Source organism: Micromonospora sp. HB375 (assembly GCF_017872985.1).
GTDB lineage: Bacteria > Actinomycetota > Actinomycetes > Mycobacteriales > Micromonosporaceae > Micromonospora > Micromonospora chalcea.
This window is the reverse complement of sequence record NZ_JAGGJO010000001.1, coordinates 3,595,330-3,620,660: the sequence shown is the minus strand read 5'-3', so window position 1 is coordinate 3,620,660 and position 25,331 is coordinate 3,595,330. Positions and strand designations below refer to the sequence as shown.

Genomic DNA, 25,331 nt, shown 5'->3' with positions numbered 1-25,331 from the left:
GTCACCCGGTACGGGGACGTCCGGCGGGCCGGTGTGGACCAGAATTTCTCGCGTACGCGGGCTGTTCGCCCGCATTTCCTTCTGTGGAGGTCTGTGATGAGGACCGAGGTCCAGTCGCCGCCGGTGGTGGTGTTCCTGCAGGCGCAGCGGCCGGCGGGGTGGGTGACCGTAGCGCGTGGGGTGCCGTTGGACGGACGGCGGTGTCTGCTGAGGACGGTGGGTGCGGGCCGGGCGCGTTCCGGCGACGCGGTGCGTCTGGTGGGGGTGGCCGGCGGGGACGCGCGGTCGCTCGCTGTCGCCGAGGTGTCGGTGTTGCACCGTGACGAGGCGGACCTGGTGATGGTGTCGCTGGCCGGTGCGACGGTTCCCGGTGGGCACGGCACTGATGCCTTGGCGGTGCGGCGGGTGTTGGCGATGCTCGCCGACGACGCGGACGGGCGGTGGCGGGTGGCCGCGGACGCGGCGGCCGACGTCGTGGCGCCGGTCGTGCTGGTGGGGGCGGGCCGGGTGGGTGCGCCGGGCCGGACGGCGGTGCCGGTGACCACGCACCGGGTGGGCGCGGCCACGCCGTCGCCGGACGGTGACGGTGGCGGCGACGACGACGGCTCACCGCTGTCCTGGACGTGCCGGTTGTTCGGCATCGGCTGCCCTACGGAAAACTCCTGATCCGCCGATGACGTCGGTGACCGGTGCGGTGGCGCCGTCCGCCCCGGCGCGGGCGGCGAGATGGTGGCGTCACGATCTTCTGCTGCTGCCGGTGCTGGGCCTGCTCGACCTGTTCACGGCGTCGTCCGTGGTGATCCAGAGCGAGCCGGTCGGCCCGGCCCGGCAGTGGCTGCAGGTGCTCGCCGCGGTGTTGTCGGTCGGCGCCCTGTGGTGGCGGGCCCGCGCGCCGGTGGCGGTGTTCGCGTTCGAGTGCGTGCACGGCGTGGCGATGTGGTTCCTGCTGCACGACTACCGGCCGTGGGTGGGCCTGATCGTGGCGTTGTACACGGTGGCGGCGTTGCGGCCGCTGGTGGTGTCGGCGGCGGCGTACGCGGCGGCGTGCGCGCGGAGCCTGCTCAGCGCGTTCGACTCGTTCCGGGTGGAGCCGAGTGCGGGCGCGCGGGCCGGGGAGTTCGTGGTGACCGCGTTGATGTTCGCGCTCATCTACGCGGCTGCGTGGGCGGCCGGGTCGGTGGTGCGGCGGCACCGGCGGCGGGTGGCCCAGTTGGAGCGGGAGCGGCGGGTGGCGCGGGCGGAGGCGGTGGCGTTGGAGCGTCGCCGGATCGCCGCGGAGCTGCACGACGTGGTGTCCCACTCGGTGACGGTGATGGTGTTGCAGGCCGCCGGCGCGGCGCGGATCAGCGCGTCCGATCCGGAGCGGACCCGGGAGGCGCTGCTGCACATCCAGCAGGCCGGGCAGCAGGCGATGGCGGAGTTGCGGCGGCTGCTGGCGGTCATGCGGGCCGAGTCGGGGCTGGTGGGCGACGGTGAGCCGGGTCCGCAGCCGCGGCTGGACGACATCGAGGTGCTGCTGACGTCGATGCGGTGTGCGGGGCTGACGGTGACGATGTCGGTGTCCGGCAGCCCTCGGCCGCTGGATCCGAGCATCGAGCTGGCGGCGTACCGGACGGTGCAGGAGAGCCTGACGAACACGCTCAAGCACGTCGGCCGGCGGGCCTGCGCGACTGTTCATTTCGGGTGGCAGGAGCGGGTGCTGTTGCTGCGCGTCGACGACGACGGCTCGGGCCGCGAGCCGGGCGCGGCGGCGGGGCTGTCGACCGGTAACGGGCTGGCCAGCCTCGCCGAGCGGCTGGAGCGTGTCGGCGGTCGTCTGGTCGCCGGGCCGCGTGCCGAGGGCGGGTTCCGGGTGAGCGCGACGCTGCCGGTCGCGCAGCACGGCGACCTCGTGGCGGCCTCCGGTGACGGCGGGGCGCCGGCTGTCGGGTGAACGGCGTGTCCGCTGTGCGACATCAGGGTGGCCGCCGTCGCCGGCGTCGATGATCATGTGGTGGGGCCACTGTCCCGGCCGCCGACGACGGGAGCCTTCATGATCCGGGTGCTGCTCGCCGACGACCAGCCGCTCGTACGGGCGGGACTCGCGATGCTGCTCACCAACGAACCCGACATCGAGGTCGTCGCCGAGGCCGACGACGGGGCGCAGGCCGTGGAGGTCAGTCGGCGGCTGCGCCCGGACGTGGTGCTGATGGACGTGCGGATGCCCGGCACCGACGGGTTGGCCGCGACCAGGCTGATGGCCGACGAGCAGCTCATCGACGACCCGCAGCAGCCGGTACGGATCATCATGCTGACCACGTACCACGTGGACGAGGCGGTGCACGCCGCGTTGCGGGCGGGCGCGTCCGGTTTCGTGCTCAAGGACGCCGCGCCCGCCGAGCTGGTGTCGGCGATCCGGGCGGTGGCCGACGGCGAGGCGTGGCTGGATCCGGCGGTGGCCCGGCGGCTGCTCGACGACCTCGCCGCCCGGCCCGACCCGGGACTGCCCACCCCGGTGCAGATGCGCCGGCTCACCCCGCGGGAACGGGAGGTGCTGGTGCTGATGGCGTACGGGATGTCGAACCGGGAGATCGCCGAGCATCTGGTGCTGGGCGACGCGACTGTCAAGACGCACGTCAGCCGGGTGCTGACGAAGCTGGGGCTGCGGGATCGGACGCACGCGGTGGTGGCCGCGTACCAGTGCGGCCTGGTGGAGCCCGGCACGGCGCCGCCGGCCCGGATGGCCGGTCTGTCCCGCTGAGACCCGCGGCGCGGCCGGGGGTCTCAGCGGGCGCGCCGGTCAGGCGCCGACGTAGTCGGCGAGGTGTTCGCCGGTGAGCGTGGACCGGGCGGCCACCAGATCCGCCGGGGTGCCCTCGAACACGATCCGGCCGCCGTCGTGACCGGCGCCCGGGCCGAGGTCGATGATCCAGTCGGCGTGCGCCATGACCGCCTGGTGGTGCTCGATCACGATGACGGACTTGCCCGCGTCGACGAGCCGGTCGAGCAGGCCGAGCAGCTGGGCGACGTCGGCCAGGTGCAGGCCGGTGGTGGGTTCGTCCAGGACGTACACGCCGCCCTTGTCCCCCATCCGGGTGGCGAGCTTGAGGCGCTGCCGTTCCCCGCCGGACAGCGTGGTCAGCGGCTGGCCGAGCGTGAGGTAGCCGAGGCCGACGTCGGCGAGCCGGTCGAGGATGGTGTGGGCGGCCGGGGTGCGGGCCTCACCGTCGCTGAAGAACGTCTCGGCCTCGTCGACGGACATGGCGAGGACCTGGCTGATGTCGCGTCCGCCGAGGTGGTAGTCGAGCACGGCGGGCTGGAACCGTTTGCCTTCGCAGTCCTCGCAGGTGCTGGCGACGCCGGCCATCATGCCGAGGTCGGTGTAGATGACGCCGGCGCCGTTGCAGGTCGGGCAGGCGCCTTCGGAGTTGGCGCTGAACAGGGCGGGTTTGACGCCGTTGGCCTTGGCGAACGCCTTGCGGATGGGGTCGAGCAGGCCGGTGTAGGTGGCCGGGTTGCTGCGGCGGGAGCCGCGGATGGCGGTCTGGTCGACGCTGACGACGTCGTCGCGTCTGGCCAGTGAGCCGTGGATGAGGCTGCTCTTGCCGGAACCGGCGACGCCGGTGACCACGACCAGGACACCGAGGGGGATGTCCACGTCGACGTCGCGCAGGTTGTGGGTGCGGGCGCCGCGGATCGGCAGCGCGCCGGTGGGCGTACGCGGCTTGTCCTTGAGGGTTGCGCGGTCGTCGAGGTGGCGGCCGGTGGTGGTGCCGCTGGCGCGCAGGCCGGCGACGGTGCCCTCGTAGCAGATGGTGCCGCCGGCGGTGCCGGCGCCGGGGCCGAGGTCGACGACGTGGTCGGCGATGGCGATGGTTTCGGGTTTGTGTTCGACGACGAGGACGGTGTTGCCCTTGTCGCGCAGTTGCAGCAGGAGGTTGTTCATGCGGGCGATGTCGTGCGGGTGCAGCCCGATGGTGGGTTCGTCGAAGACGTAGGTGACGTCGGTGAGGGACGAGCCGAGGTGGCGGATCATCTTGGTGCGCTGGGCCTCGCCGCCGGAGAGGGTGCCGGCGGGCCGGTCGAGGCTGAGGTAGCCCAGGCCGATCTCGACGAACGAGTCGAGGGTGTCCCCCAGCGCCTTGAGCAGCGGGGCGACGGAGGGTTCGCGCAGGTCGCGTACCCAGGTGGCGAGGTCGCTGATCTGCATGGCGCAGACGTCGGCGATGCTGACGCCGTTGATCTTCGAGGAGCGGGCTTCGGGGGCCAGGCGGGTGCCGTCGCAGTCGGGGCAGGTGGTGAACGTGATGGCGCGTTCGACGAAGGCGCGGATGTGCGGCTGCATGGCGTCGACGTCCTTGGCGAGCATCGACTTGCTGATGGCGGGGATGAGGCCGGTGTAGGTGACGTTGATGCCGTCGACCTTGATCTTGGTGGGTTCCTTGTGGAGCAGGTCGCTCAGTTCCCGCTTGGTGTAGTCGCGGATCGGCTTGTCCGGGTCGAACAGGCCGCTGGAGCGGAAGATGCGGCCGTACCAGCCGTCCATGCTGTAGCCGGGAATGGTGATGGCGCCCTCGTTGAGGGACAGCTTCTCGTCGTAGAGGACGGTCAGGTCGAAGTCGGTGACCGCGCCGCGGCCCTCGCAGCGGGGGCACATGCCGCCGAGGCGGTTGAAGGTGCCCTTCCTGGTCTGGGTCTTGCCGGGGCCCCGGTCGACGGTGATCGCGCCGGCGGCGCGTACGGAGGGGACGTTGAACGAGTAGGCGTTGGGCGGGCCGATGTGGGGGTCACCGAGGCGGCTGAACAGGATGCGCAGCATCGCGTTGACGTCGGTGGCGGTGCCGACGGTGGAGCGTGGGTCCGCGCCCATGCGTTCCTGGTCGACGATGATGGCGGTGGTGAGGCCCTCCAGGACGTCGACCTCGGGCCGGGACAGGGTGGGCATGAAACCCTGGACGAAGGCGCTGTAGGTCTCGTTGATCAGGCGCTGGGACTCGGCGGCGATGGTGCCGAAGACCAGTGAGCTCTTGCCGGAGCCGGACACGCCGGTGAACACCGTGAGGCGGCGTTTGGGCAGCTCGACGTGGACGTCGCGCAGGTTGTTCTCGCGGGCGCCGAGGACGCGGATGACGTCGTGGCTGTCGGCGCGGTGCAGGCCGGTGGTGGCCTCGCTCATGGTCTCTCCGTCCGGGTCGGGTGTTCCGGTCGAGCCAGCGTCCGCCGCGGGCGCCGTCAGCGCCGCTCGTTGATGCGGATGAGGTTGCCGGTGGGGTCGCGGAACGCGCAGTCGCGTACGCCGTAGGGCTGTTCGGTGGGTTCCTGGACCACGTCGGCGCCGCTGGCCGCCAGCCGGTCGAACAGGCCGTCGAGGTCGTCGGTGGCGAGGGTGAGCGCGCCGTAGCTGCCCTTGGCGATGAGTTCGAGGATGGTGCGGCGCTCGTCGTCGCTGATGCCGGGGTCGACGGCCGGCGGGTGCAGGACGATGCCGGTCTCGGGCTGGTTCGGTGGGCCGACGGTGAGCCAGCGCATGGTGTCGCCCTGGCCGACGTCGTTGCGCAGTTCGAAGCCGAGGGTGTCGCGGTAGAAGGCGATGGCGGCGTCGGCGTCGGTGTGCGGCAGGAACGTGTAGTGAATGGTGATCGTCATGGTGGTCACGCTAACGGTGGCCGGCCGGTGCGGGCTTCTCGATTCCTGATCGGTCGGGTCGCCTGTTTGGTCAGGCACGGGGGCGGCTCGGCGGTGTCGGGGGCGTGACGGGCGCGGTAGGCGCTGGGCGGTTCGCCGACGAGTTCGGTGAACCGGGTGCTGAAGGTGCCCAGGGACTGACAGCCGACGGCGAAGCAGACATCGGTGACGCTGAGGTCACCACGGCGCAGCAGGGCCATCGCGCGTTCGATGCGGCGGGTCATGAGGTACGAGTACGGGGACTCGCCGTAGGTCTGGCGGAACTGGCGGCTGAGGTGGCCGGCGGACATGTGCTCGCCGCGGGCGAGGGCTTCGACGTCGAGGGGACTGGCGTACTCGCGGTCGATGCGGTCGCGGACGCGGCGCAGCCGGGTCAGGTCGCGCAGCCGTTGGGCGAACGCGGGGTCGTCGGTGCCCTGGTGCGGTGACACGTCCGCATCCTGCCTGCTGGGCGGTGGTGTCGTCCACCTGTTCGAGCGGCGAGTCGCCGCCCGGGTGCACCTGGGCGGCTGGTGCACCCGGGCGGCGGTCAGCGCAGCCGGCGGGCGGTGAACCGGGTGGGCGGCTCGGCGATGGCGTCCTGGGCGGCGACGAGTTGCAGTTCCCGGGTGCCGGCGTCGAGGGTCGCCTCGAGTACCGCGTAGATCGAGTTTGTGGTGCGTTCCAGCGCGGTCTGCGGTGAGCCGGTGGTGGCCAGGTGCGCCAGGTAGAGGGCGGCGGTGACGTCGCCGCCGCCGTTGGGGGCGATCGGCAGCAGCGGGGTGGTGACGGCCCAGGCGCCCTCGTCGGACACGGCGACGACTTCCAGGTGCCCGGCGGGCAGGTCGCCGTGCAGGACGCTGGTGACCAGGACGTGCCGGGGGCCGGTGGCGCGGACGGTGTCGACGGCGGCGAGCAGGTCGTCGAGGGTGTCGGTGGTGCGGCCGGCGAGGAACTCCAGCTCGAACTGGTTGGGGGTGACGATGTCGGCGCGGGGGACGACGGTGTCGCGGAGGTACTCGGGGATGCCGGGGCGGACGAACATGCCGCGGCCGACGTCGCCCATGACCGGGTCGCAGCAGTAGAGGGCGGCCGGGTTCGCCGCTTTGACCTGGGCGACGGCGTCGAGGATGACCGCGCCGACGGCGGGGTCGCCCTGGTAGCCGGACAGGACGGCGTCGGCGGTGCCGAGCACCCCGCGGTCGGCGATGCCGGCGATGACGTCGGCGACGTCGGTGGGGGCGAGCAGAGGGCCGCGCCAGGCGCCGTAGCCGGTGTGGTTGGAGAAGTGCACGGTCAGGACCGGCCAGACCTCGTGTCGGAGGCGTTGCAGCGGGAACACGGCGGCGGAGTTGCCGACGTGGCCGTAGGCGACCGACGACTGGATGGACAGGATCTTCACCTGCTCATGGTCGCATCCCCGGCGAGGGCTGACGGCCCGTGGTGGGGTGATGACGGGCCGGGACCGCGGTGACCGTTCGGCTCAGGGTTTCGACCGCCGGGCGCGGGGCGGGTTTGGGCGCAGCGTGCGGTGGGGGCATGAACGGGCTGTTCTCGCCTTCTGGACGGAGGAAGCAACGATGCTTTCCGCACTCGATCGTCGGCACACCGTCGCGCCGCCGGGGTACAGCCGCTGGCTGATCCCCCCGGCGGCGCTGGCGATCCATCTGTGCATCGGGCAGGTGTACGCGACGAGCGTGTACAAGAACTCCCTGATCGCGCATTTCGACACAAGTCAGACGGCGATCGGGGTGATCTTCAGCATCGCGATCGTGATGCTGGGGTTGTCGGCCGCGGTCGCCGGTACGTGGGTGGAGGCGAACGGGCCGCGTAAGGCCATGTTCGTGTCGGCGTGTTTCTGGGCGGCGGGATTCCTGGTCGGGGCGCTGGGCATCGCGACCGGGCAGCTGTGGCTGCTGTACCTGGGGTACGGGGTGCTGGGCGGGATCGGTCTGGGGATCGGGTACATCTCCCCCGTCTCCACGTTGATCAAGTGGTTCCCGGACCGGCCGGGGCTGGCGACCGGGCTGGCGATCATGGGGTTCGGTGGCGGGGCGATGGTGGCCTCTCCCCTGTCCCGGCAGCTGCTGTCGTTCTACGACGCCGGGTACGACCCGTCGGACAGCGGTTCCACCGCGTCGGGCTCGGCGCTGGTGTGGCTGTTCGTGACGCTCGGCATCGGCTACTTCGTGATCATGATGTTCGGGGTGTTCAACGTGCGGGTGCCGGCGCCGCACTGGCGGCCGGCCGGTTTCGACCCGTCGACGGTGGCGGAGAAGCCGCTGGTGACCACGGCGAACGTGTCGGCGGCCAACGCGCTGAAGACGCGGTCGTTCTGGCTGCTGTGGGTGGTGCTGTTCTGCAACGTGACGGCGGGTATCGGCATCCTGGAGCAGGCCAGCCCGATGATCCAGGACTTCTTCCGCGACAACGGGACCTCGGCGGTGTCGGTGGCGGCGGCCGGCGGGTTCGTGGGAGTGCTGTCGCTGTTCAACATGGCGGGCCGGTTCGTGTGGTCGTCCACGTCGGATGTGATCGGCCGTAAGCCGATCTACGTGGTGTACCTGGGTGTGGGCATGGTGCTGTACCTGCTGCTGGCGCTGGTGGGGCAGACCTCGACGGCGTTGTTCGTGCTGCTGGCATCCGTGATCCTGTCGTTCTACGGCGGTGGGTTCGCGACCATTCCGGCGTACCTGCGGGACCTGTTCGGCACGTTCGAGGTGGGCGCGATCCACGGCCGGCTGCTGACCGCGTGGTCGGCGGCCGGGGTGGCCGGGCCGCTGATCGTCAACGGGTTCCTCGACGCGCAGGGCGAGCCGGGCACGTTGACCGCGGCGGCGTACCGGCCGGCGCTGTTCACGATGGTCGGCGTGCTGGCCGTCGGCCTGGTGGCGAACCTGCTGGTGCGGCCGGTGCCGGAGCGCTACCACGAGCCGGCGTCGGGACGGGACGGGACAGCGCAGGGGCCGACGGAGAGGAGCGGATCGTGAACGAGCACAGCGGTGGCGGGCAGCGGACCCGCCTGGTGGTGTCGTGGCTGGTGGTGTCGGTGCTGCTGGGCTACGGGGTGGTGCAGACGGTGATCACGGCGGCGAAGCTGTTCACCCAGTAGCGCAGGAGGCGAGGCGGCGGCCCGGGGCGGACACCCCGGGCCGCCGTCGTGTCAGAGCCCGCCGCCGACGCGCAGGACCGCGCCCGTGGTGTACGAGGCGTCCGGGCCGAGCAGGTGGGCGATCGCGCCGGCGACCTCCTCGGGTTCCCCGGCGCGGCCCATCGGGATCCGCCCGGCGGCGGAGTCGGGGCGGTCGGGCACGCCGGAGCGGGCGTGGATGGTGGTGCGGATGATGCCGGGGGCGACGGCGTTGACGCGGATGCCGTGCGGCGCGAGCTCCTTGGCGAGCCCGACGGTGAGGGTGTCGGTGGCGGCCTTGACGGCGGCGTAGTGGACGTACTCGCCGGGTGAGCCGAGCGTGGCGGCGACGGAGGAGACGTTGACGATGGCGCCGCCGCGGGTGAGCCGCCGGGCCGCCTGCTGGGCGCAGAGCACGTACCCGATGAGGTTGACGTCGACGACCTCGCGCAGGTCGTCGACGCGCAGGTCGGTGAACGGGCCGATCGGGCTGGTGACGCCGGCGTTGTTGACCAGGCCGGTGAGCGGGCCGAGCTGGTCGGCGGCGTCGAAGATGCGGCGTACCTGGTCCGGGTCGGTGGTGTCGGCGGCGACGGTGACCGCGCGGCGGCCGGCCGCGCGGACGTCGGCGGCCACGGATTCGGCGGCGGTGTGGTCGGCGCGGTAGCCGATGACCAGGTCGTGGCCCTCGGCGGCGAGCCGCCGGGCGGTGGCCGCGCCGATGCCGCGTCCTCCCCCGGTGACGATGGTGACGGAGGTCAATGCACTTCTCCCCTGCCTTGCGGTGGGGGCGACGTTACCGTGGGCGGGACCATCCGGGGTGGAGAGGACTGTCACATGGGGCGCGCGTTGGTGCTGGGTGGCGGCGGGGTCACCGGGGTGGCCTGGGAGCTGGGTCTGCTGGCCGGGCTGGCCGGGCACGGCCTGCGGTTGGACGAGGCGGAGCTGGTGGTGGGCACGTCGGCCGGGTCGGTGGTCGGGGCGCAGGTGCGTTCGGGTACGCCGGTGACGCAGTTGTACGAGGCGCAGCTGCGGCCGCCCCGCGAGGAGGTGCCGGCGCGCCTCGGGACGGGGGTGCTGTTGCGCTGGGCGTGGGCCGGTGGGCGGGGCCGGGACGCGGCGCGGGCCCGGGCGCGTATCGGCGCGATGGCGTTGTCGGCGCGTACCCCGTCGGAGCAGTCGCGGCGGGCGGTGATCGCGGCGCGGCTGCCGTCGTCGGACTGGCCGGCGGCGCGGCTGCTGGTCACCGCCGTCGACGCGGCCTCCGGCGAGTTCGTGGTGTTCGACGCGGACAGCGGGGTGCCGCTGGTGGACGCGGTCGGGGCCAGTTGCGCGGTGCCGGGGGTCTGGCCGCCGGTGACGATCGGTGACCGGCGTTTCGTCGACGGCGGCGTCCGGTCGCCGGTGAACGCGGACCTGGCGGCCGGGTGCGAGCGGGTGGTGGTGCTGGCGCCGACCCGTGCGGCGGTCGGACCGATGCCGCGGCTGTCGGCGCAGGTGACGGCGCTGCGGGAGGCGGGCGCGCGGGTGGCGGTGGTGTCGCCGGACCGGGCGGCGCGCACGGCGATCGGCCGTAACGTGCTGGATCCGGCGCGGCGGGCCGCGTCGGCGCGGGCCGGGTTCGCCCAGGCCGACACGGTGGCCGACGAGGTGGCCGGGGTGTGGCGGTGACCGCGATCAGGAGTCGCTGGTCAGGCGCGCCAGCCGCCGGTTGAGGTAGCGCTGTTCGGGCAGGCTGCCGGTGAGCCGGGCGGCCAGCCGGTAGTGCTCGGCGGCGGCCCGCGGGTCGCCGTGCAGCTCCAGCAGGTGGGCGCGGACGGCGTGCAGCCGGTGGTGGCCGCGCATGGCCGGGTCGGTCAGCAGCGGGCCGAGCAGCGCCAGCCCGACGTCGGGGCCGTGCGCCATGGCCACGGCGACGGCCTGGTTGAGTGTGACGAACGGGCTGGGGGCGACCCGGCTCAGCATGTCGTAGAGGACGCTGATCTGCAGCCAGTCGGTGCGGTCGAACGTCGGGGCCTCGGCGTGGACGGCGGCGATGGCCGCCTGGAGCTGGTAGCGGCCCACCGGGCCGTGGGGCAGGGCCCGGCCGAGCAGCGCGACGCCCTCGTCGATCAGGTCGGCGCGCCAGCGGGAGCGGTCCTGGTCGGCGAGCGGCACGAGGTCACCGGCGGCGTCGGTGCGGGCGGGCGACCGGGCGTGGGTGAGCAGCATCAGCGCCAGCGCGCCGGTCACCTCGTGGTGCTCGGGCAGTGCGGTGTGGACCTGGCGGGTGAGCCGGATCGCCTCCTCGGCGAGTGCGACGTCCAGGAGCTGGTCGCCGGAGGTGCGGGTGTAGCCCTCGCTGAACACCAGGTGGCACACGTCGAGCACGGCGGCCACCCGGGCGGGCAGCGCGTGCGGCGGCGGCATGGTGAACCGGGCGCCCGCCTCGCGCAGCGTCGCGCGGGCCCGGCTCAGCCGCTGCGTCATGGTCCGGGCCGGCACCAGGTAGGCGGCGGCGATCTGCTCGACGCGCAGGCCGGCCACCGCGCGCAGGGTCAGCGCGACCTGTGAGGGGCGGCTCAGCGCCGGGTGGCAGCACAGGAACAGCAGCCGCATCGTGTCGTCGGCGCCGGTCACCGGCGTGTCGTCGACGGGCGGTACGAGGCCGGCGTCGGGTTGCCGGGCCGCGTCGAGCCGCTCGCGGCGGGTACGGGCCGCGTCGGCGCGGATCCGGTCGATCAGCCGCCGCGCGGCGACCCGGATCAGCCAGGCGCGGGGGTCGTCGGGGACGCCGGTGCGCGGCCAGTTGGCGGCGGCCGCCTCCGCCGCGTCCTGCAGGGCGTCCTCGCAGGCGTCGGGGTGCCCGTAGCGGCGCAGCAGCGCGGCGCGGACGTGCGGCGCCTCCCGGCGCCACACGTCCGCCAGCGCTGTGGCGCTACTGATCGGAGCCGCCCGGCCACATCAGGGGCCGCAGCTCGACGGTCTCCCCCGGCCCGGCGAACTTCGCCGCGACGGCCTCGGCGCGGGCCTGGTCCTCCACGTCGATCAGGAAGAACCCGGCGAGGTGTTCCTTGGCTTCGGAGTACGGGCCGTCGGTCACCAGCGGCGCGCCGTCGCTCCACCGGTACAGCCGTGCGGTGGCGGGGTCGGCGAGCGCCTCACCGACGACGAGCTCACCGTTGGCGTGCAGCTCGGTCAGCACCTGCTCGAAGTCGGCGTTGAGCCGGTCCCGTACCTCGGCGGGCAGCTCCTGGTAGGAGGCCAGATACTCGGAGGTGGGGTGGCCCCACGGCTCCGGGTTGGAGTGGATCATGATGACGTACTTCACTGTCGGTCCTTCGCGTCGTGCGGCGGTGCCTCCCCGCCGCTCGCCGGGGACGACGGAGCCGCATCGCCGATGTCTACATATCCTCGCGTCATGAGTAACGCGTTGGGTGTCGGTGACCTGATCGAGGATTTCACGCTGCCGGACGAGACGGGGACGCCGCGTCGCCTGTCGGAGTTCCTGGCCGCCGGGCCGGTGGTGTTGTTCTTCTATCCGGCGGCGATGACGCGGGGCTGCACGGCGGAGAGCTGTCACTTCCGGGATCTGGCGGCGGAGTTCGCCGCGGTGGGCGCCCAGCGGGTCGGGATCAGCCGTGATCCGGTGCAGCGGCAGGCGGAGTTCTCCCGCCGGCACGGGTTCGACTATCCGCTGCTCTCCGACGTCGACGGCGCGGTGGCGGACGCGTTCGGGGTGCGGCGGCGGCTGCCGCTGGGGCCGCTGAGCACGCGGCGGATGACGTTCGTGATCGGCACGGACCGGCGGGTCCTCGCCGTGGTGCGCAGCGAGCTGAGCATGAACGAGCACGCCGACGCGGCGTTGCGGGCCCTCGGGGGCTGATCATCGTGGTGTCGCAGCCGGCTGGTATCAAGGCTGCGTCAAACAGGTGTACGGAAGAGGGCGTGATGGCGGGTCAGGGTTTGTCCACTGACGAGGTTCAGGGGATCCGGGAGGCGCTCGCGGCGGGCCGCAAGCCCCGGGTGGTGTTCACCGAGACGGCCGGGCAGATCGCCGGGCAGATCGGGCAGGTGGTGGAGCTGACCGACCCGGAGGCGTCGGAGGAGTTCGTGGTGGTGCGGTTCGGCCGCGACGAGCTGCCGTTCTCCCGCACCGACGTGGCGGTCGCGCCGAAGGGCGCCGGGCGGCGTCCGGCCGCCGAGGCGAAGCCGGAACCGGAGCAGCCGCCGGCCGCGCCGGAGCCGGAGTTCGTGCTGGACACCCCGCGGGTGCCGGCGCCACGACGGGAGGAGCCGAAGACCGAGGCGCCGCAGGCGGAGCCGAAGCCGGCCAAGCGGGCGGTGAAGGCCGCGAAGCCGAAGACCCCGCCGGGCTTGACGGTGACGCTGGCCTACGCCGAGGGCGAGTGGACGGTGGCCGCGCAGCAGGGCACGAAGGCGCTGGCCCGGCCGTACGTGGTGAAGCCGGCCGAGGCGCTGCGGATGGTGGCGCTGGTGGACGTGCCGGGGGTGCAGGAGGCGGTGGAGCAGATCCTCGCCGCCGAGCGGGCCGAGGCGGAGCAGCAGGCGGAGAAGCTGCGCGCCGAGCTGGCCGAGATCGAGGCGCGGCTGGCGGAGCTGCGCGAGGCGCGCTGAACGCCCCGCGGGGCCGGTGCGACCCCCTCGCACCGGCCCCGCGCCCCTGCGCCCACAGGTCGATCAGTGTTGCGGAATGTTCTGTACCCCGATCCGGCGGCGGAACACCCAGTACGTCCAACCCTGGTACGCCAGCACGATCGGCGTGAAGATCACCGCCACCCAGGTCATGATCTTCAGGGTGTACGGGGTGGACGCGGCGTTTGTGGCGGTGAGCGTGCCGGCCGCGTCGAGCGTGGACGGCATCACGTTCGGGAACAGCGCCGCGAACAGTGTCGCCACGGCCAGCGCGATCGCCACGGCGGTGCCGGTGAACGCCCAGCCCTCCCGGCGTACCTTGGCCGCGGCCAGACCGCCGAGCAGGGCGAGGGCGGCGCCGACGGCGAGCACGACGGCGGCGGCGCTGGAGCGGATGGTCAGCGACCAGCTCAGGAACGCCACGGCGGCCACGGCCGTGCCGACGCCGAGCTTGACGGCGAGGGCGCCGGCGCGCTCGCGGATGTCGCCGGTGGTCTTGAGCGCCAGGAACACCGCGCCGTGGGTGAGGAACAGCCCCAGCGTGGTCAGGCCGCCGAGCAGCGCGTACGGGTTGAGCAGGTCGAGCAGCCCGCCGACGTACTCGTGGTCGGCGTCCAGCGGCACGCCGCGGAAGATGTTGGCGAACGCCACGCCCCACAGCACGGCCGGGATCGCCGAGCCCCAGAAGATGGCCTGGTCCCAGCGGCGCTTCCAGGACGCCTCGGGCCGCTTGTGGCGGTACTCGAAGGCGACGCCGCGGGCGATCAGGGCCAGCAGGATGAGCAGCAGCGGCAGGTAGAAGCCGGAGAACAGGGTGGCGTACCACTCGGGGAAGGCGGCGAACATGGCGCCGCCGGCGGTGATCAGCCACACCTCGTTGCCGTCCCAGACCGGGCCGATGGTGTTGATCAGGACACGGCGCTGCCGGTCGTCGCGGCCGAGCACCGGCAGCAGCATCCCGACGCCGAAGTCGAAGCCTTCGAGGATGAAGTAGCCGGTGAAGAGCACTGCTACGAGGAGAAACCAGACGGTCGTCAGTTCCACGGTTGGGCTCCGGGGTGTCAGTAGGCGAACGCCAGCGGGCGCTCGGCGTCGTCGGTGTCGTCGTCGTCGGTCTGCGGAGTGACGTCCGGGACGCCGGCGCGGGCATAGCGGACCAGCAGCTTGAACTCGACCACCGCGAGGACGGCGTAGATGAGCGTGAACGCGGTGAAGGAGGTGAGGACCTCGGTCAGGGAGACGCTGCGGGACACGCCGTCACGGGTGAGCATCTCGCCGAAGACGATCCACGGCTGGCGGCCCATCTCGGTGAAGATCCAGCCGAAGGAGTTGGCCAGCAGCGGCAGCACGGGCATGACCAGGCCGGCGCGCAGCAGCCACTTGCTGGTGGGGGTGCGGCCCTTGCGCTGGCTCCAGAGCACCAGCAGCGCGATCGCGGCGGCGGCCAGCCCGAAGCCGATCATGAAGCGGAAGCTCCAGTAGGTGACCGGGATGATCGGGGCGTAGTTGCCGGGGCCGTACTGGCTGGCGTACTGGGCCTGGAGGTCGTTGATGCCCTGCACGGTGCCGTTGGGGTCGCCGGTGCCGAGGAACGACAGCAGGTACGGGATCTTGAGAGCGAAGATCTCGCGGCTGCCGTCGAGGCTGCCGACGGTGAGCACGGAGAACGAGGCGGGGCTCTCGGTGGTGTAGAGGCCCTCCGCGGCGGCCATCTTCATCGGCTGCACCTCGGTCATGATCTTGCCCTGGATGTCGCCGGTGAGGATCACCAGCGCCGAGGAGATCAGGACGACCCAGGAGCCGAGCTTGGTGGCGAAGCGGTACGCGCCGGTGTCGGCGCTGTCGCGGTTGCGCATCACGTGCCACAGGCCGACGGTGACCATCAGCGACCCGGCGACCAGGAACGAGCCGGCCAGCGTGTGCGGGAAGGTGACCAGGGCGACCTTGTTGGTGAGCACGGCGACGAAGTCGGTCAGCTCGGCGCGGCCGCTCTCCGGGTTGATCCGGAAGCCGACCGGGTTCTGCATGAACGAGTTGGCGGCGAGGATGAAGTACGCCGACAGGTTGGTGCCGATCGCGGCGGCCCAGATCGCGGCCAGGTGCAGGCGTTTGGGCAGCCGGTCCCAGCCGAAGATCCACAGGCCGATGAACGTGGACTCCAGGAAGAACGCCACAAGGGCCTCGATGGCCAGCGGCGCGCCGAAGATGTCACCGACGAAGCGGGAGTAGTCACTCCAGTTCATGCCGAACTGGAACTCCTGCACGATGCCGGTGACCACACCCATCGCAAAGTTGATCAGGAAGAGCTTGCCGTAGAACTTGGTGAGTTTGAGGTACCGCTCGTTGCCGGTGCGGTGCCACATGGTCTGGAGGATCGCCACCAGCACGGACAGGCCGATGGTCAACGGCACGAACAAGAAGTGGTAGACGGTGGTGACACCGAACTGCCAGCGGGCGACGTCCAACGCGTCCACCAGAAAACCCCCAGCTGTGCATACTACGAGACGTAGTAGATACTACTCGGCGTCGTAGCGACAGCAGCAGGGCCGCAGGGCCCCACCCGGCCCGGGACCAATGACCCTGATCACCCTTGCCGGAGGACCCCCACCGGCTCCCGCCGCCACCCCTGCGCGTGCGACCATCCAGCACTGATGAACAGCACCCTCTGGCGCGCGCCGCTGCTGTGGCGGGGCGCGCAGACGCTCGCCCGCGCCGCCGTCGGGCTGGTCGGCCGGCTGGAGGTCACCGGCGACGTGCCCGACGCGCTGCGCCGCGGCCCGCTGATCCTGGCCGCCAACCACATCAGCCCGTTCGACCCGGTCGTGCTCGCCGCCGCCTGCCGGGTCCGCGACGTCGCGCCACGGATCATGGCCACCGGCGGCCTGTTCCGCACCCCGGTGATCGGGGCGCTGATGCGCCGCGCCGGGCACATCCGCGTCGACCGCGGCACCGCCGCCGTGCACCGCTCGCTGGAGGTCGCCGCCCAGGCCGTGGCCGGCGGCTCGGTGGTGCTCGTCTACCCGGAGGGACGCATCGGGCTCGACCCGGGCATGTGGCCCGAGCGGGGCAAGACCGGCACGGCCCGGCTCGCGTTCGCCAGCGGCGCCGCCGTCGTACCGGTGGCGCAGTGGGGTTCGCACGAGGTACTGCCGTACCGCGCGCCCAAGGGGATGCTGCGTGGGGTGGCCCGCGCGCTCGTCCGCCGGCCCGCCATCCGGGTGCACTTCGGCGCCCCGGTGCCGATCGACGACCTGCGGTCGGGCTCTCCCGGCGCGGCCCGGCACGCCACCGACCGGATCATCGACGCGATCACCGACGACCTGGTCCCGCTGCGCCCCGACGAGCCGGACCTGCCGCGCCACGTCGACCCGGGCCGGCCGGTCGACACCGCCCGCGCCCACCGCCGCCACCGCCCCGGCTGACGCATCCCGGCCCCGGAGGCGGGTATCAAGTCCCGCAATCCCGAGGCGGAGAGGATCCGGCCATGACCGCTGTTCGAGCACTCGTCCTCAACTGCACCCTGAAGCGCTCACCGGCGACGTCCAGTTCCCAGGTGCTCGGTCAGGAGGTGCTCGACGCGCTGGCCGATCAGGGTGTCGACGGCGAGATCGTCCGCGTGGTCGACCACGACGTGCGCTTCGGGGTCTCCGTCGACGAGGGTGCCGGCGACGGCTGGCCCGCCATCCGCGCCAAGCTGCTCGCCGCCCAGATCCTGATCATCGCCACGCCGATCTGGCTCGGTCAGCCCTCGTCGGTCACCAAGATGGTCCTGGAACGGTTGGACGCCGAACTGTCCGAGACCGACGACCAGGGCCGCCTGCGTACCTACGGCAAAGTCGGCGGGGTGGCAGTGGTCGGCAACGAGGACGGCGCGCACCACACCATCGCCGAGGTGCAGCAGGCCCTCAACGAGGTGGGGTTCACCTGCCCGGCCGCCGGGGCCACCTACTGGGTCGGCGAGGCGCTGCACAAGACCGACTACGTCGACGCCCGCCCCAAACCCGACACGACCGGCCGCACCACCGCCGCGCTGGCGCTCAACAGCGCCCACCTGGCCCGGCTGCTCGCGGAGCAGCCCTACCCGCCGCCGGGAACCCGCGACGCAGCCACCGCCCCCGCCCGCCCCCGTTGATCTTGCAGTTGCGGCCCGGCTGAACCCGGCAAACCGCCCCGAACGAGGGCCGCAATCGCAAGATCGACGGGGGTCAGGGGGTGGCGCGCAGGCGGGCGTCCAGGGCATCGAGGTCCGGTACGAACCACACCTGGTCGTGGCGGTTGGACTCGGCCACCAGCGCGCGCAGCGCGGCACTGCGCTCCATGTGGTCGGAGATGTCGCCGACAATCGCCAGGCGCAGCCGGTAGTTGACGAACTTCTGCATCACCTCACCGGCGAAGCGCGTGCCGAGCGTGAAGAAGCCGGGGTCGAGCCGCTCGGCCGGCACCGCCACCACTGTCGCGCCGAGGAACGCCGCGCCGATCAGGTCCAGCGCGTCGCTCTCGGTGGCGATCGGCGGGCCGTCCGGGTCGCAGACCAGCACCGGCACGCCGGCGCGCTCCTGCATCTGGTCAGTCACGGCCGCCGCCGAGCAGGTCGTTGCCGCCGCCCAGCACCCCGTCGAGCAGGCGCAACAGGTCGGCGGTGGCGGTGAGATCGCCCAGGATCACGATGGTCATGCGGTGCCGCTCCTCGTCGTGGACCGTCTGCACGCGCAGCGGGCGGTCCGGGTCGTGGTGGGTGTTCACGCCGGCCAGCACCAGCGTGGCGAGCCGGTCGACGGCGGCCCGGTCGACGCCGTCGAGGCGTACGACGCTGGACACCTCCGCCGCCGGTCCGGTGGCCGCGACGGCCGGCCGGCCGGTCAGCGCGTCCAGGTCAGCGCGGGCGATCCGGTACTGCTTGCCGATCCGGGTGGCCCGCAGCCGGCCCGAGCGGATGTAGCCGCGCACCGTGCGCACGTGCAGGCCGAGCAGGTCAGCAACCTGCTCCACCGAATACATGTCGTTACTCATCGCACCCTATCTTAGTCACGATAGGGAACGATAGATAATTTCACCGCCTGGTCATGTGCGCGCCACCCGGGCCGGGCATACTGCCCGCGTGCAGCCCCGTCACGGCTACCTCGACGCGCCCGCGCCGCTGGCGTTCGCCCACCGCGGCGGCGCGGCCGACGGCGACGAGAACACCGCCGCCGCGTTCGCCCGTGCCGTCGCCCTGGGCTACCGGTACGTGGAGACCGACGTGCACGCCACCGCCGACGGCGTACCCGTGGTCTTCCACGACCCGACGCTGCGCCGGGTCACCGGCGAGCCCGGTCGCATCGCGGACCTGCGCTGGGCCGACCTGACCTCGGTGCGCGTCGGCGGGGCCGCCCTGGTGCCCCGGCTGGACGACGTGCTGAACGCCTGGCCGCAGGTGCGGTTCAACATCGACGTCAAGTCCGACGGCGGCGTGGCGCCCACGGTCGCCACCGTCACCCGGGCCGGCGCGGGTGACCGGGTGCTGCTCGCCTCGTTCAGCGACGCCCGGCTGTCGCGGCTGCGCGCGCTGGCCGGCCCGAGCGTCGCCACCAGCCTCGGCATGCGCGGCGTGGCCCGGCTGCGGCTGGCCTCGCTGCACGGGCGACCGGTGCGGCTGCCCCCGTCCGTGGTCGCCGCGCAGGTCCCGGTCTCCTTCGGGCGGGTGCCGGTGGTGGACCGGCGGTTCCTCGCGTACTGCCGCCGGATCGGGTTGCATGTGCACGTCTGGACGATCGACGAACCCGCCCAGATGCACCACTTACTTGATCTTGGTGTGGATGGCATCATGACCGATCACGTCAGCGTGCTCCGCGACGTCTACCGCAGCCGCGGCCACTGGGCCGCCTGACCCCCCGAGGACGACCCCCGATGGCCGATACGGTCACCCCCGCCGTCGCCGACCCCGCCGGACCGGGCAGCACCCGCCGCGAGCGCACCGGCTGGTACTTCTACGACTGGGCGAACTCCGCGTTCCAGACCACGGTCATCACGGTCTTCCTCGGGCCGTTCCTGACCACCGTCACCGAGCTGGCCGCCGGCTGCGAACTGGGCGCGGACAGCTGCGACGGCGCGGTGTACCCGCTGGGCGTCAAGGTCGCCGCCGGCTCGTTCTACCCGTACCTGATCTCGCTGTCGGTCTTCCTCACCGTGTTCGTGCTGCCGGTGATCGGCGCGATCGCCGACCGGTCGGCGCACAAGAAGCGGCTGCTCGCCGCGGCGGCCTTCACCGGCGCCGGCGCGACCATCGCGTTCGCGTTCGTCACCGGTGAGCGCTACCTGCTCGGCGGCGCGCTGTTCCTGGTCGCGAACATCTCCTTCGGCGCCGCCGTGGTCGTCTACAACTCGTTCCTGCCGCAACTCGGCGGCCCGGACGAGCGCGACGGCATCTCCAGCCGCGGCTGGGCCATCGGCTACCTCGGCGGCGGTCTGCTGCTCGCGCTGAACCTCGTCGCCGTCACCATGCTCAGCGAGGAGGGCAACGCCCAGCGCACGCTGGACCTGGCCCGCTGGTCGATCGTGTCCGCCGGCGTGTGGTGGGCGGCGTTCACCCTGGTCCCGCTGCGCTGGCTGCGCGAGCACCCCACCGCCGCCGCCCTGCAGGCGGGCGGCAACGTGCTCACCGACGGGTTCCGGCAGCTCGGGCGCACCCTGCGCGAGCTCAAGACGTACCCGCTGACGCTGTTCTTCCTGCTCGCGTTCCTGGTCTTCAACGACGGCATCCAGACCGTCATCACCCTGGCCAGCCAGTACGGCACCGAGGAGCTGCGACTGGACCAGAGCACGCTGATCGTCACCATCCTGCTGGTGCAGTTCCTCGCGTTCGGCGGCGCGCTCGCCCTCGGCGCGCTCGCCAAGCGCATCGGCGCCTGGAAGACCGTGCTGCTGTCGCTGGTGCTCTGGACCGGTGTGATCATCGCCGCGTTCCGGCTGCCGGCCGAGGCGCCCGTGCCGTTCATGATCCTCGGCGGCTGCATCGGCCTGGTCCTCGGCGGCAGCCAGGCGCTGAGCCGGTCGCTGTTCAGTCAGCTCATCCCGGCCGGCAAGGAAGGCGAGTACTACGGCTTCTACGAGATCAGCGACAAGGGCACCAGCTGGCTCGGCCCGCTGGCGTTCGGCCTGGTGTTCCAGCTGACCTCGTCGTACCGGGTGGGCCTGGTGTCGCTGTTGATCTTCTTCGTGGTCGGCTTCGCGCTGCTCGCCGCCGTGCCGATGCGCCGGGCCATCATCGCCGCCGGCAACACCCCGCCCCGGGTGCTCTGACGGGTCGATCATCGCGGACCGGATCCGGCGGCGTCGATGGACTAGGCTGCCCCGACGTGACCGACGACGCCGCCCCGACCTGCCTGGCCCGTCCCCTGCCGGGGCCGGGCGACGACCGAGCCGCCGGCTGCGCCGCCGCCCGCGGCGTCGACGGCCGGCCGCTGCACGCCGCCGCCCTGAAGTTCTTCTGGGGGCCGATGGACTGCGGCAAGTCCACCATGGCGTTGCAGATGAACCACAACCACGCCCGCCAGGGCCGCCGCGGCCTGGTCACCACCCGCATCGACCGCTCGCTGGGCCCGCAGGTCACCACCCGCATCGGCCTGGCCCACGAGGCCGTCGAGGTCACCGACGACCTGGACCTGCGCGACCTGGTCCGCGACGCCTGGGCCGAAGGGGTACGGGTGGACTACCTGATCTGCGACGAGGCGTCGTTCTACAACCTCGAACACGTCGAGCAGATGGCCGAACTGGTCGACCGGTTCGACGTCGACGTCTACGCCTTCGGGCTGGCCACCGACTTCCGCTCCTGCCTGTTCCCGGCCGCGCAGCGGCTGTTCGAACTGGCCGACGAGGTGGCCCGGATCCAGGTCGAGGTGCTGTGCTGGTGCGGCCGGGAAGGGCTGCTCAACGCCCGGGTCGTGCAGGGCGCGGTGGTCCGCGAGGGCGCCCAGGTCGTCATCGGCGACACCGTGGACACCGCCGACGTGCGCTACCAGGTGCTGTGCCGGCGGCACTACCGCTCCGGGGACCTCGGCCCCCGCGCCTGAGCCTCAGAACGGGTCCCCGCACACCCGCCACGACCCGCCCTCCGACACGATCGGCAACTCACGTTCCTCGCTGCCGCCGCCGTCACGGTTGATCCGCACGATCACCGTCCCGGTCGGCTTGCCGGAGCGGGTCGCCACCGACACGTCGACGATCTCGTAGCCGCTGACCTGCGGCGGCGTACGCACCCAACTGCCGAAACCGGCCTTGCTCCACCTACCCCGGGCCTCGGCGCACAGCCGCTCGTACGCCGCGTCGGTGTCCCCGGCGGCGACGTCGCGGAAGAACCCGTCGGCGGTCTCCCGGACCGGCCCGTCGGACTGGAGCACCACCTGCGCGTTCCACACCGCCAGCCCGGCCACCCCGATCAGGCAGGTGCCCACGCCGAGACCGGCGATCAGCACGCCCGCGCGTAGCGGCCGGCGCCGCCGGGCCGTGTGGTGCCACTCCTGCTGCCTGCCCATCACCGTCGACGGTAGGCAACCGGAACGCGCCGCGCAGGCGGTTGCGCCGCGCGCCCGTGACGGGCCGAAGATGTCAGGGGGCGGCGGCAGACTGCCGGTACGCCCGATCGGGCAGCCGTTCTGCCTCTGCCCCCGCCCGCAGGGCTGACCGGTCCGCGCGACGGCTCAGCCGCGACGGCGCGCGCGGGCCGCCCAGATCGCGTACGCCGGGTCGCGGTCCAGGTTGTGCCGGTCCCGGTCGTAGCGGCGGGTGGTACGCGGATCGGCGTGCCCCATCGCGTCCTGCACGTCCTCCAGCGGCACCCCCTCGGAGCGGGCCGTGGTGGCGAAAGCGTGGCGCAGTGAGTGCGGCGACAGTTTCGCCCAGGCGGCGATCCCGGCCCGCTGGGCGAGGCGGCGCACCAGCCGGAACACGGCATGCCGGTCCAGCCGGCCGCCGGTCGCGGTGACCAGCAGCGGACCGGTCAGCTCCGGCACCGTCACGCCCTGCGCCTCGGCCCGCGCGGTCAGGTAGGCGTCGACCGCGTACGCGGTGCCCGGGGTGAGCGCGCGCCGGCGTACCTTGCCGCCCTTGCCGACGAAGCGGACGCTGCGGTGACCGCGCTCGGTGCCCAGGTCGGACACGTCCAGCGCGACCAGTTCCCCCACCCGCAGCCCCAGGTCGGCCAGGAGCGCGACGGCGGCCCGGTTGCGGGCGGCGGTCGGGCCGGTGTCCGTCTCGGCGGCGGCGATCAGCGCGTCGACCTCCTCCGGCGTGAGGCCGACGGTGGCGGAGTGGTCCCGGTCGACGCGGGGCCGGTCCGCCGCCGAGACCGGATTGGCGGTCACCGCGCCCAGTTTGGCCAGGAAGTCGTACCAGCTCGACAGCGCGGACAGCCGGCGCGCGACGGTGGCCGGCGTGAGCGTCCGGCCGTCGCGCCCGCGCGGCGTGGACTCCAGCTCCCGGCCGTAGGCGTTGACGTCGAGGAAGGTGGCCCGCAGCGGGTCGAGCCCACGCTCGGCGCACCAGGTCAGCCAGCCGGTGACGTCACGGCGGTACGCGTCACGGGTGTGCTCGGACAGCCGCCGGTTGCGCAGCCACGCCTCGGTGACGTCGGCCGGGCCGGCGGGCAGGGCGGCGGTGCGGGCGCGCGGCAGCACCTCGGGGCGAAGCATGTGAGAAAGGCTCTCAGCCCGCGGATGGTTTGGCGATCAGGCGCGCTGGTACGACAACGCGGGGTCGGCCGGCGCTCCGGCCTCCCCCGCGTCGGCGTGAACGATCAGGCGGTGGTGAGCTGGCGGCGGCCGTTGCCCTCGGCGGGCGTGGCCACGGTGATCCGGCGCGGCTTGGCGCGCTCGGCGATCGGGATGCGCAGCGTCAGCACGCCGTTCTCGTAGCCGGCCTCCAGCCGGTCGGTGTCGAGCGTGTCGCCCAGGAACAGCTGCCGGGTGAACGTGCCCATCGGACGCTCGGCGGCGACCAGCTCGACGTTCTCGCCGCTGGGGCGGCGGCGCTCGGCGCGGACGGTCAGCACGTTGCGCTCGACGGTGCAGTCGATGCTGTCCGGGTCGACGCCGGGCAGGTCGAACGCCGCGTAGAAGTGGTCACCGTCGCGGTAGGCGTCCAGGTGCATCACGGCGGGCCGGGCGGCGGTGCCGAAGAACTGCTCGGCGATCCGGTCGATCTCGCGGAACGGGTCGGTACGCATCAACATGGCTCTTGCCTCCTCGGTTCTCCTGGCCCAAGGTCTCAAGTTGAGTCTTGGTGACTCAAGTTCCTGGTTCTGTTTTAACGCGCCCGCGCCGCGTCGTCAACTCGCGCCGGCAGTGACTTCTCGAACCAGTGCTGCGCGTACGGGCCGCTGGTGAAGGCGGGGATCTCCCGGTAGCCGTGCCGGGCGTACAGGGCCCGCGCCTCGACCAGGTCGGAGCGGGTGTCCAGCCGGATCCGCGTCGCCCCGCCACCGACGGCGTACGCCTCGACCGCGGCGAGCAGCGCCGCTCCACCACCGGCGCCACGGTGCTCCGGGCGCACGTACACCCGGGTCAGCTCGGCCCAGTCCGGCTGCCACCGCAGCCCGGCGCACCCGGCGAGGCGACCGTCGCGGCGGGCCAGCACCAGCAGCCCGCTCGGCGGGACCAGGTCGTCGCTCGGGTCCTCGGCCAGCGCGGCGTCCACCTCACCGGGCTGCTCCGGACGCCCGTACCAGCGGCGCACCATCTCCGCCATGTACTCGCGCAGCACCAGCGTCGCGTCCGGCTGCTCCGGGCGTACGACGTGCGTGCTCCAGCCGCTCACGGCCCGGTCCGCCAGTAGACGCCCTGCTCGCGGGTGAGCAGCATGTCGTCGATCAGGTAGCGGCGCAGCGTCACGTGGTCGGCCTCGCCGCCCTCGCACCACCGGCGCAGCGCGTCGTCCACCTCCCGCTCCGGATAACGACGTCCCGGCTCGAAGGTGCGTTCGGTGATGTGCTCCAGCAGCACGCGGCGGCGTCCGCGCTGCGCGGGCAGCCGGGTCAGCGCGCCGTCACGCAGGAACGTGCGCAGGATCGTCTCGCGCGGGTTCGCCGCCGGGGCCGCCGGAGACGCCGCCCCGGCCCGGGCGAACTCGCGCAGCCGCTCGGCGTCGACCCGCAGCCCATCCCCGTCATCGGCGAGCACACCGGTGTCGGTGAGACGGCGTACGGCCACCGCGGCGTCGCGGGCCGGCAGCCCGGTGCGGGCCACCACGGCAGACAGGTCCCGGGCGCCGAGCACGATCGCGGCGAACACGGTCCGGCGGCGCTCGTCGGCGAGCGCCCCGGCGAGGGCATGAGCGGTCATGGCGGGCAGCCTGTCAGCAACCCACCCGGTCCGGCCAGGCGTTTTCCGGCCGCCGATGTCACAGCCGCCGGTGCATGACGTGCAGCCCGACCCGGCCCAGCGTCGGGTGGGCGAACGACTCCGGCACGGTGCCGATCACCGTGAAGCCCAGCCGCCGGTACAGCTCCACCGCCGCCGTGTTGGTCTCCACCACGGCGTTGAACTGCATCGCGGCGAAGCCCTGCCGCCGCGCCCAGTCCAACGCGTCCTCGCACAGCGCACGGCCCACGCCCCGGCCGCGCGCGTGCGCCGCCACCATGAAGCTCGCGGTCGCCACGTGCGACCCCGGCCCGGGCCGGTTCGGGCCCATCTTCGCGGTGCCGCGCACCGCGCCGTCGTGTTCCACCGCGACCGAGGTACGCCCCGGCGGCCGCTCCACCCACACCTCGCGCGCCGTCCCCGGCGACCATTCCGGGTCGTACGCGAACGTGTCGGCGGCGGTCACGACGTCGGCGAAGATCGGCCAGACCTGGTCCCAGTCGGCGTCGGCGTAGTCACGAATCCTCATCGCCGGGCACGCTAACCGTCGCCCCGGCCGTCCGGCCACCGGTTTCCGTCCACCCGGCCGAGGG

At 72.8% G+C, this 25,331-nt stretch carries 30 protein-coding genes; 13 read left to right on the top strand and 17 right to left on the bottom strand.

The features are described from left to right. Positions 1 to 96 precede the first annotated feature (96 nt). From J3R08_RS16570 to J3R08_RS16560, 3 genes are all read left to right on the top strand, one after another. Positions 97 to 666: a hypothetical protein gene (locus J3R08_RS16570; RefSeq protein WP_209961929.1), complete on the top strand. Its 570-nt coding sequence runs from the start codon at positions 97 to 99 to the stop codon at positions 664 to 666. 7 nt (positions 667 to 673) lie between these two features. Further along, positions 674 to 1,933 carry a sensor histidine kinase gene (locus tag J3R08_RS16565; RefSeq protein ID WP_209961927.1) on the top strand — a complete coding sequence of 420 codons (1,260 nt, stop codon included), beginning with the start codon at positions 674 to 676 and terminating at the stop codon, positions 1,931 to 1,933. 99 nt (positions 1,934 to 2,032) lie between these two features. Beyond that, entirely contained in the window at positions 2,033 to 2,740 is a 708-nt protein-coding gene (locus tag J3R08_RS16560; protein WP_043324014.1) for a response regulator transcription factor, read from the top strand. Positions 2,741 to 2,779: 39 nt separating this feature from the next. On the opposite strand, the gene J3R08_RS16555 is transcribed toward J3R08_RS16560, so the two are convergent. From J3R08_RS16555 to pdxY, 4 genes are all read right to left on the bottom strand, one after another. Beyond that, positions 2,780 to 5,155 carry an excinuclease ABC subunit UvrA gene (locus tag J3R08_RS16555; RefSeq protein WP_209961925.1) on the bottom strand — a complete coding sequence of 792 codons (2,376 nt, stop codon included), beginning with the start codon at positions 5,153 to 5,155 and terminating at the stop codon, positions 2,780 to 2,782. A gap of 56 nt (positions 5,156 to 5,211) precedes the next feature. Then, complete coding sequence (locus J3R08_RS16550) at positions 5,212 to 5,625, bottom strand: VOC family protein (protein WP_043330132.1); 414 nt, start codon at positions 5,623 to 5,625, stop codon at positions 5,212 to 5,214. Positions 5,626 to 5,630: 5 nt separating this feature from the next. Beyond that, the gene (locus tag J3R08_RS16545) at positions 5,631 to 6,095 is read right to left on the bottom strand and encodes a helix-turn-helix transcriptional regulator (RefSeq protein ID WP_043324018.1); all 465 of its coding nucleotides are present in this window, start codon (positions 6,093 to 6,095) and stop codon (positions 5,631 to 5,633) included. Between the two features lie 98 nt (positions 6,096 to 6,193). Further along, positions 6,194 to 7,045, bottom strand: a complete 852-nt coding sequence (gene pdxY / locus J3R08_RS16540; protein ID WP_043324020.1) for a pyridoxal kinase PdxY — start codon at positions 7,043 to 7,045, stop codon at positions 6,194 to 6,196. A gap of 178 nt (positions 7,046 to 7,223) precedes the next feature. Here pdxY and J3R08_RS16535 point away from each other — a divergent pair, with 178 nt between their 5' ends. Beyond that, complete coding sequence (locus J3R08_RS16535) at positions 7,224 to 8,633, top strand: OFA family MFS transporter (RefSeq protein ID WP_064445960.1); 1,410 nt, start codon at positions 7,224 to 7,226, stop codon at positions 8,631 to 8,633. Beyond that, positions 8,630 to 8,755 carry a hypothetical protein gene (locus tag J3R08_RS32470; protein ID WP_255361250.1) on the top strand — a complete coding sequence of 42 codons (126 nt, stop codon included), beginning with the start codon at positions 8,630 to 8,632 and terminating at the stop codon, positions 8,753 to 8,755. Before J3R08_RS16535 ends, J3R08_RS32470 begins: the two co-directional genes overlap by 4 nt. Before the next feature lie 51 nt (positions 8,756 to 8,806). Here the strand turns inward: J3R08_RS32470 and J3R08_RS16530 are convergent, their stop codons facing one another. Further along, positions 8,807 to 9,535 (bottom strand): SDR family NAD(P)-dependent oxidoreductase, encoded by a 729-nt coding sequence (locus tag J3R08_RS16530; protein WP_043324027.1) that lies wholly within the window; start codon positions 9,533 to 9,535, stop codon positions 8,807 to 8,809. 75 nt (positions 9,536 to 9,610) lie between these two features. Between J3R08_RS16530 and J3R08_RS16525 the strand changes: the two genes are divergently transcribed. Then, positions 9,611 to 10,444 carry a patatin-like phospholipase family protein gene (locus J3R08_RS16525; RefSeq protein WP_209961923.1) on the top strand — a complete coding sequence of 278 codons (834 nt, stop codon included), beginning with the start codon at positions 9,611 to 9,613 and terminating at the stop codon, positions 10,442 to 10,444. 6 nt (positions 10,445 to 10,450) lie between these two features. On the opposite strand, the gene J3R08_RS16520 is transcribed toward J3R08_RS16525, so the two are convergent. Further along, on the bottom strand, positions 10,451 to 11,671 hold the full coding sequence (locus J3R08_RS16520) for an RNA polymerase sigma factor (RefSeq protein WP_209961921.1): 1,221 nt from the start codon (positions 11,669 to 11,671) through the stop codon (positions 10,451 to 10,453). 19 nt (positions 11,672 to 11,690) lie between these two features. After that, positions 11,691 to 12,083: a YciI family protein gene (locus J3R08_RS16515; RefSeq protein ID WP_043324033.1), complete on the bottom strand. Its 393-nt coding sequence runs from the start codon at positions 12,081 to 12,083 to the stop codon at positions 11,691 to 11,693. 90 nt (positions 12,084 to 12,173) lie between these two features. Here J3R08_RS16515 and J3R08_RS16510 point away from each other — a divergent pair, with 90 nt between their 5' ends. Continuing rightward, positions 12,174 to 12,638 carry a peroxiredoxin gene (locus J3R08_RS16510; RefSeq protein ID WP_280841784.1) on the top strand — a complete coding sequence of 155 codons (465 nt, stop codon included), beginning with the start codon at positions 12,174 to 12,176 and terminating at the stop codon, positions 12,636 to 12,638. A 65-nt stretch (positions 12,639 to 12,703) separates the two neighbouring features. Further along, on the top strand, positions 12,704 to 13,390 hold the full coding sequence (locus J3R08_RS16505; protein ID WP_209961919.1) for a hypothetical protein: 687 nt from the start codon (positions 12,704 to 12,706) through the stop codon (positions 13,388 to 13,390). A gap of 63 nt (positions 13,391 to 13,453) precedes the next feature. Here the strand turns inward: J3R08_RS16505 and cydB are convergent, their stop codons facing one another. Next, on the bottom strand, positions 13,454 to 14,452 hold the full coding sequence (gene cydB, locus J3R08_RS16500) for a cytochrome d ubiquinol oxidase subunit II (protein ID WP_069089654.1): 999 nt from the start codon (positions 14,450 to 14,452) through the stop codon (positions 13,454 to 13,456). 17 nt (positions 14,453 to 14,469) lie between these two features. After that, positions 14,470 to 15,882 carry a cytochrome ubiquinol oxidase subunit I gene (locus tag J3R08_RS16495; protein WP_043324038.1) on the bottom strand — a complete coding sequence of 471 codons (1,413 nt, stop codon included), beginning with the start codon at positions 15,880 to 15,882 and terminating at the stop codon, positions 14,470 to 14,472. Positions 15,883 to 16,059: 177 nt separating this feature from the next. On the opposite strand from J3R08_RS16495, the gene J3R08_RS16490 reads away from it, so the two are divergent. Both J3R08_RS16490 and J3R08_RS16485 read left to right on the top strand, forming a co-directional pair. Next, positions 16,060 to 16,830, top strand: a complete 771-nt coding sequence (locus J3R08_RS16490; RefSeq protein ID WP_064445965.1) for a 1-acyl-sn-glycerol-3-phosphate acyltransferase — start codon at positions 16,060 to 16,062, stop codon at positions 16,828 to 16,830. A 62-nt stretch (positions 16,831 to 16,892) separates the two neighbouring features. Beyond that, entirely contained in the window at positions 16,893 to 17,540 is a 648-nt protein-coding gene (locus J3R08_RS16485) for a flavodoxin family protein (protein ID WP_064445966.1), read from the top strand. Positions 17,541 to 17,613: 73 nt separating this feature from the next. On the opposite strand, the gene J3R08_RS16480 is transcribed toward J3R08_RS16485, so the two are convergent. Next, complete coding sequence (locus J3R08_RS16480) at positions 17,614 to 17,982, bottom strand: DUF4180 domain-containing protein (RefSeq protein ID WP_209961917.1); 369 nt, start codon at positions 17,980 to 17,982, stop codon at positions 17,614 to 17,616. Next, positions 17,975 to 18,418, bottom strand: a complete 444-nt coding sequence (locus tag J3R08_RS16475; RefSeq protein ID WP_245254752.1) for a helix-turn-helix domain-containing protein — start codon at positions 18,416 to 18,418, stop codon at positions 17,975 to 17,977. Before J3R08_RS16475 ends, J3R08_RS16480 begins: the two co-directional genes overlap by 8 nt. 88 nt (positions 18,419 to 18,506) lie before the next feature. Between J3R08_RS16475 and J3R08_RS16470 the strand changes: the two genes are divergently transcribed. The 3 genes from J3R08_RS16470 to J3R08_RS16460 all read left to right on the top strand — a co-directional run bounded on the left by J3R08_RS16470 (position 18,507) and on the right by J3R08_RS16460 (position 21,456). Beyond that, entirely contained in the window at positions 18,507 to 19,274 is a 768-nt protein-coding gene (locus tag J3R08_RS16470; protein ID WP_043330133.1) for a glycerophosphodiester phosphodiesterase, read from the top strand. Between the two features lie 20 nt (positions 19,275 to 19,294). Beyond that, entirely contained in the window at positions 19,295 to 20,686 is a 1,392-nt protein-coding gene (locus J3R08_RS16465) for an MFS transporter (protein ID WP_043324045.1), read from the top strand. Positions 20,687 to 20,769: 83 nt separating this feature from the next. Continuing rightward, on the top strand, positions 20,770 to 21,456 hold the full coding sequence (locus J3R08_RS16460) for a thymidine kinase (RefSeq protein WP_369799353.1): 687 nt from the start codon (positions 20,770 to 20,772) through the stop codon (positions 21,454 to 21,456). A gap of 3 nt (positions 21,457 to 21,459) precedes the next feature. On the opposite strand, the gene J3R08_RS16455 is transcribed toward J3R08_RS16460, so the two are convergent. The 6 genes from J3R08_RS16455 to J3R08_RS16430 all read right to left on the bottom strand — a co-directional run bounded on the left by J3R08_RS16455 (position 21,460) and on the right by J3R08_RS16430 (position 25,267). After that, positions 21,460 to 21,918 (bottom strand): hypothetical protein, encoded by a 459-nt coding sequence (locus J3R08_RS16455; RefSeq protein WP_064445967.1) that lies wholly within the window; start codon positions 21,916 to 21,918, stop codon positions 21,460 to 21,462. 165 nt (positions 21,919 to 22,083) lie between these two features. After that, positions 22,084 to 23,073: a tyrosine-type recombinase/integrase gene (locus tag J3R08_RS16450; RefSeq protein ID WP_209961915.1), complete on the bottom strand. Its 990-nt coding sequence runs from the start codon at positions 23,071 to 23,073 to the stop codon at positions 22,084 to 22,086. 104 nt (positions 23,074 to 23,177) lie between these two features. Further along, a complete protein-coding gene (locus J3R08_RS16445; RefSeq protein ID WP_030504676.1) occupies positions 23,178 to 23,612 on the bottom strand; it encodes an Hsp20/alpha crystallin family protein in 435 nt (144 codons plus the stop codon). A 74-nt stretch (positions 23,613 to 23,686) separates the two neighbouring features. Next, entirely contained in the window at positions 23,687 to 24,196 is a 510-nt protein-coding gene (locus J3R08_RS16440) for a GNAT family N-acetyltransferase (RefSeq protein WP_280841783.1), read from the bottom strand. Next, on the bottom strand, positions 24,193 to 24,720 hold the full coding sequence (locus J3R08_RS16435) for a DUF2087 domain-containing protein (protein ID WP_113974114.1): 528 nt from the start codon (positions 24,718 to 24,720) through the stop codon (positions 24,193 to 24,195). Before J3R08_RS16435 ends, J3R08_RS16440 begins: the two co-directional genes overlap by 4 nt. A gap of 58 nt (positions 24,721 to 24,778) precedes the next feature. Then, a complete protein-coding gene (locus J3R08_RS16430; protein WP_209961913.1) occupies positions 24,779 to 25,267 on the bottom strand; it encodes a GNAT family N-acetyltransferase in 489 nt (162 codons plus the stop codon). Positions 25,268 to 25,331 lie beyond the last annotated feature (64 nt).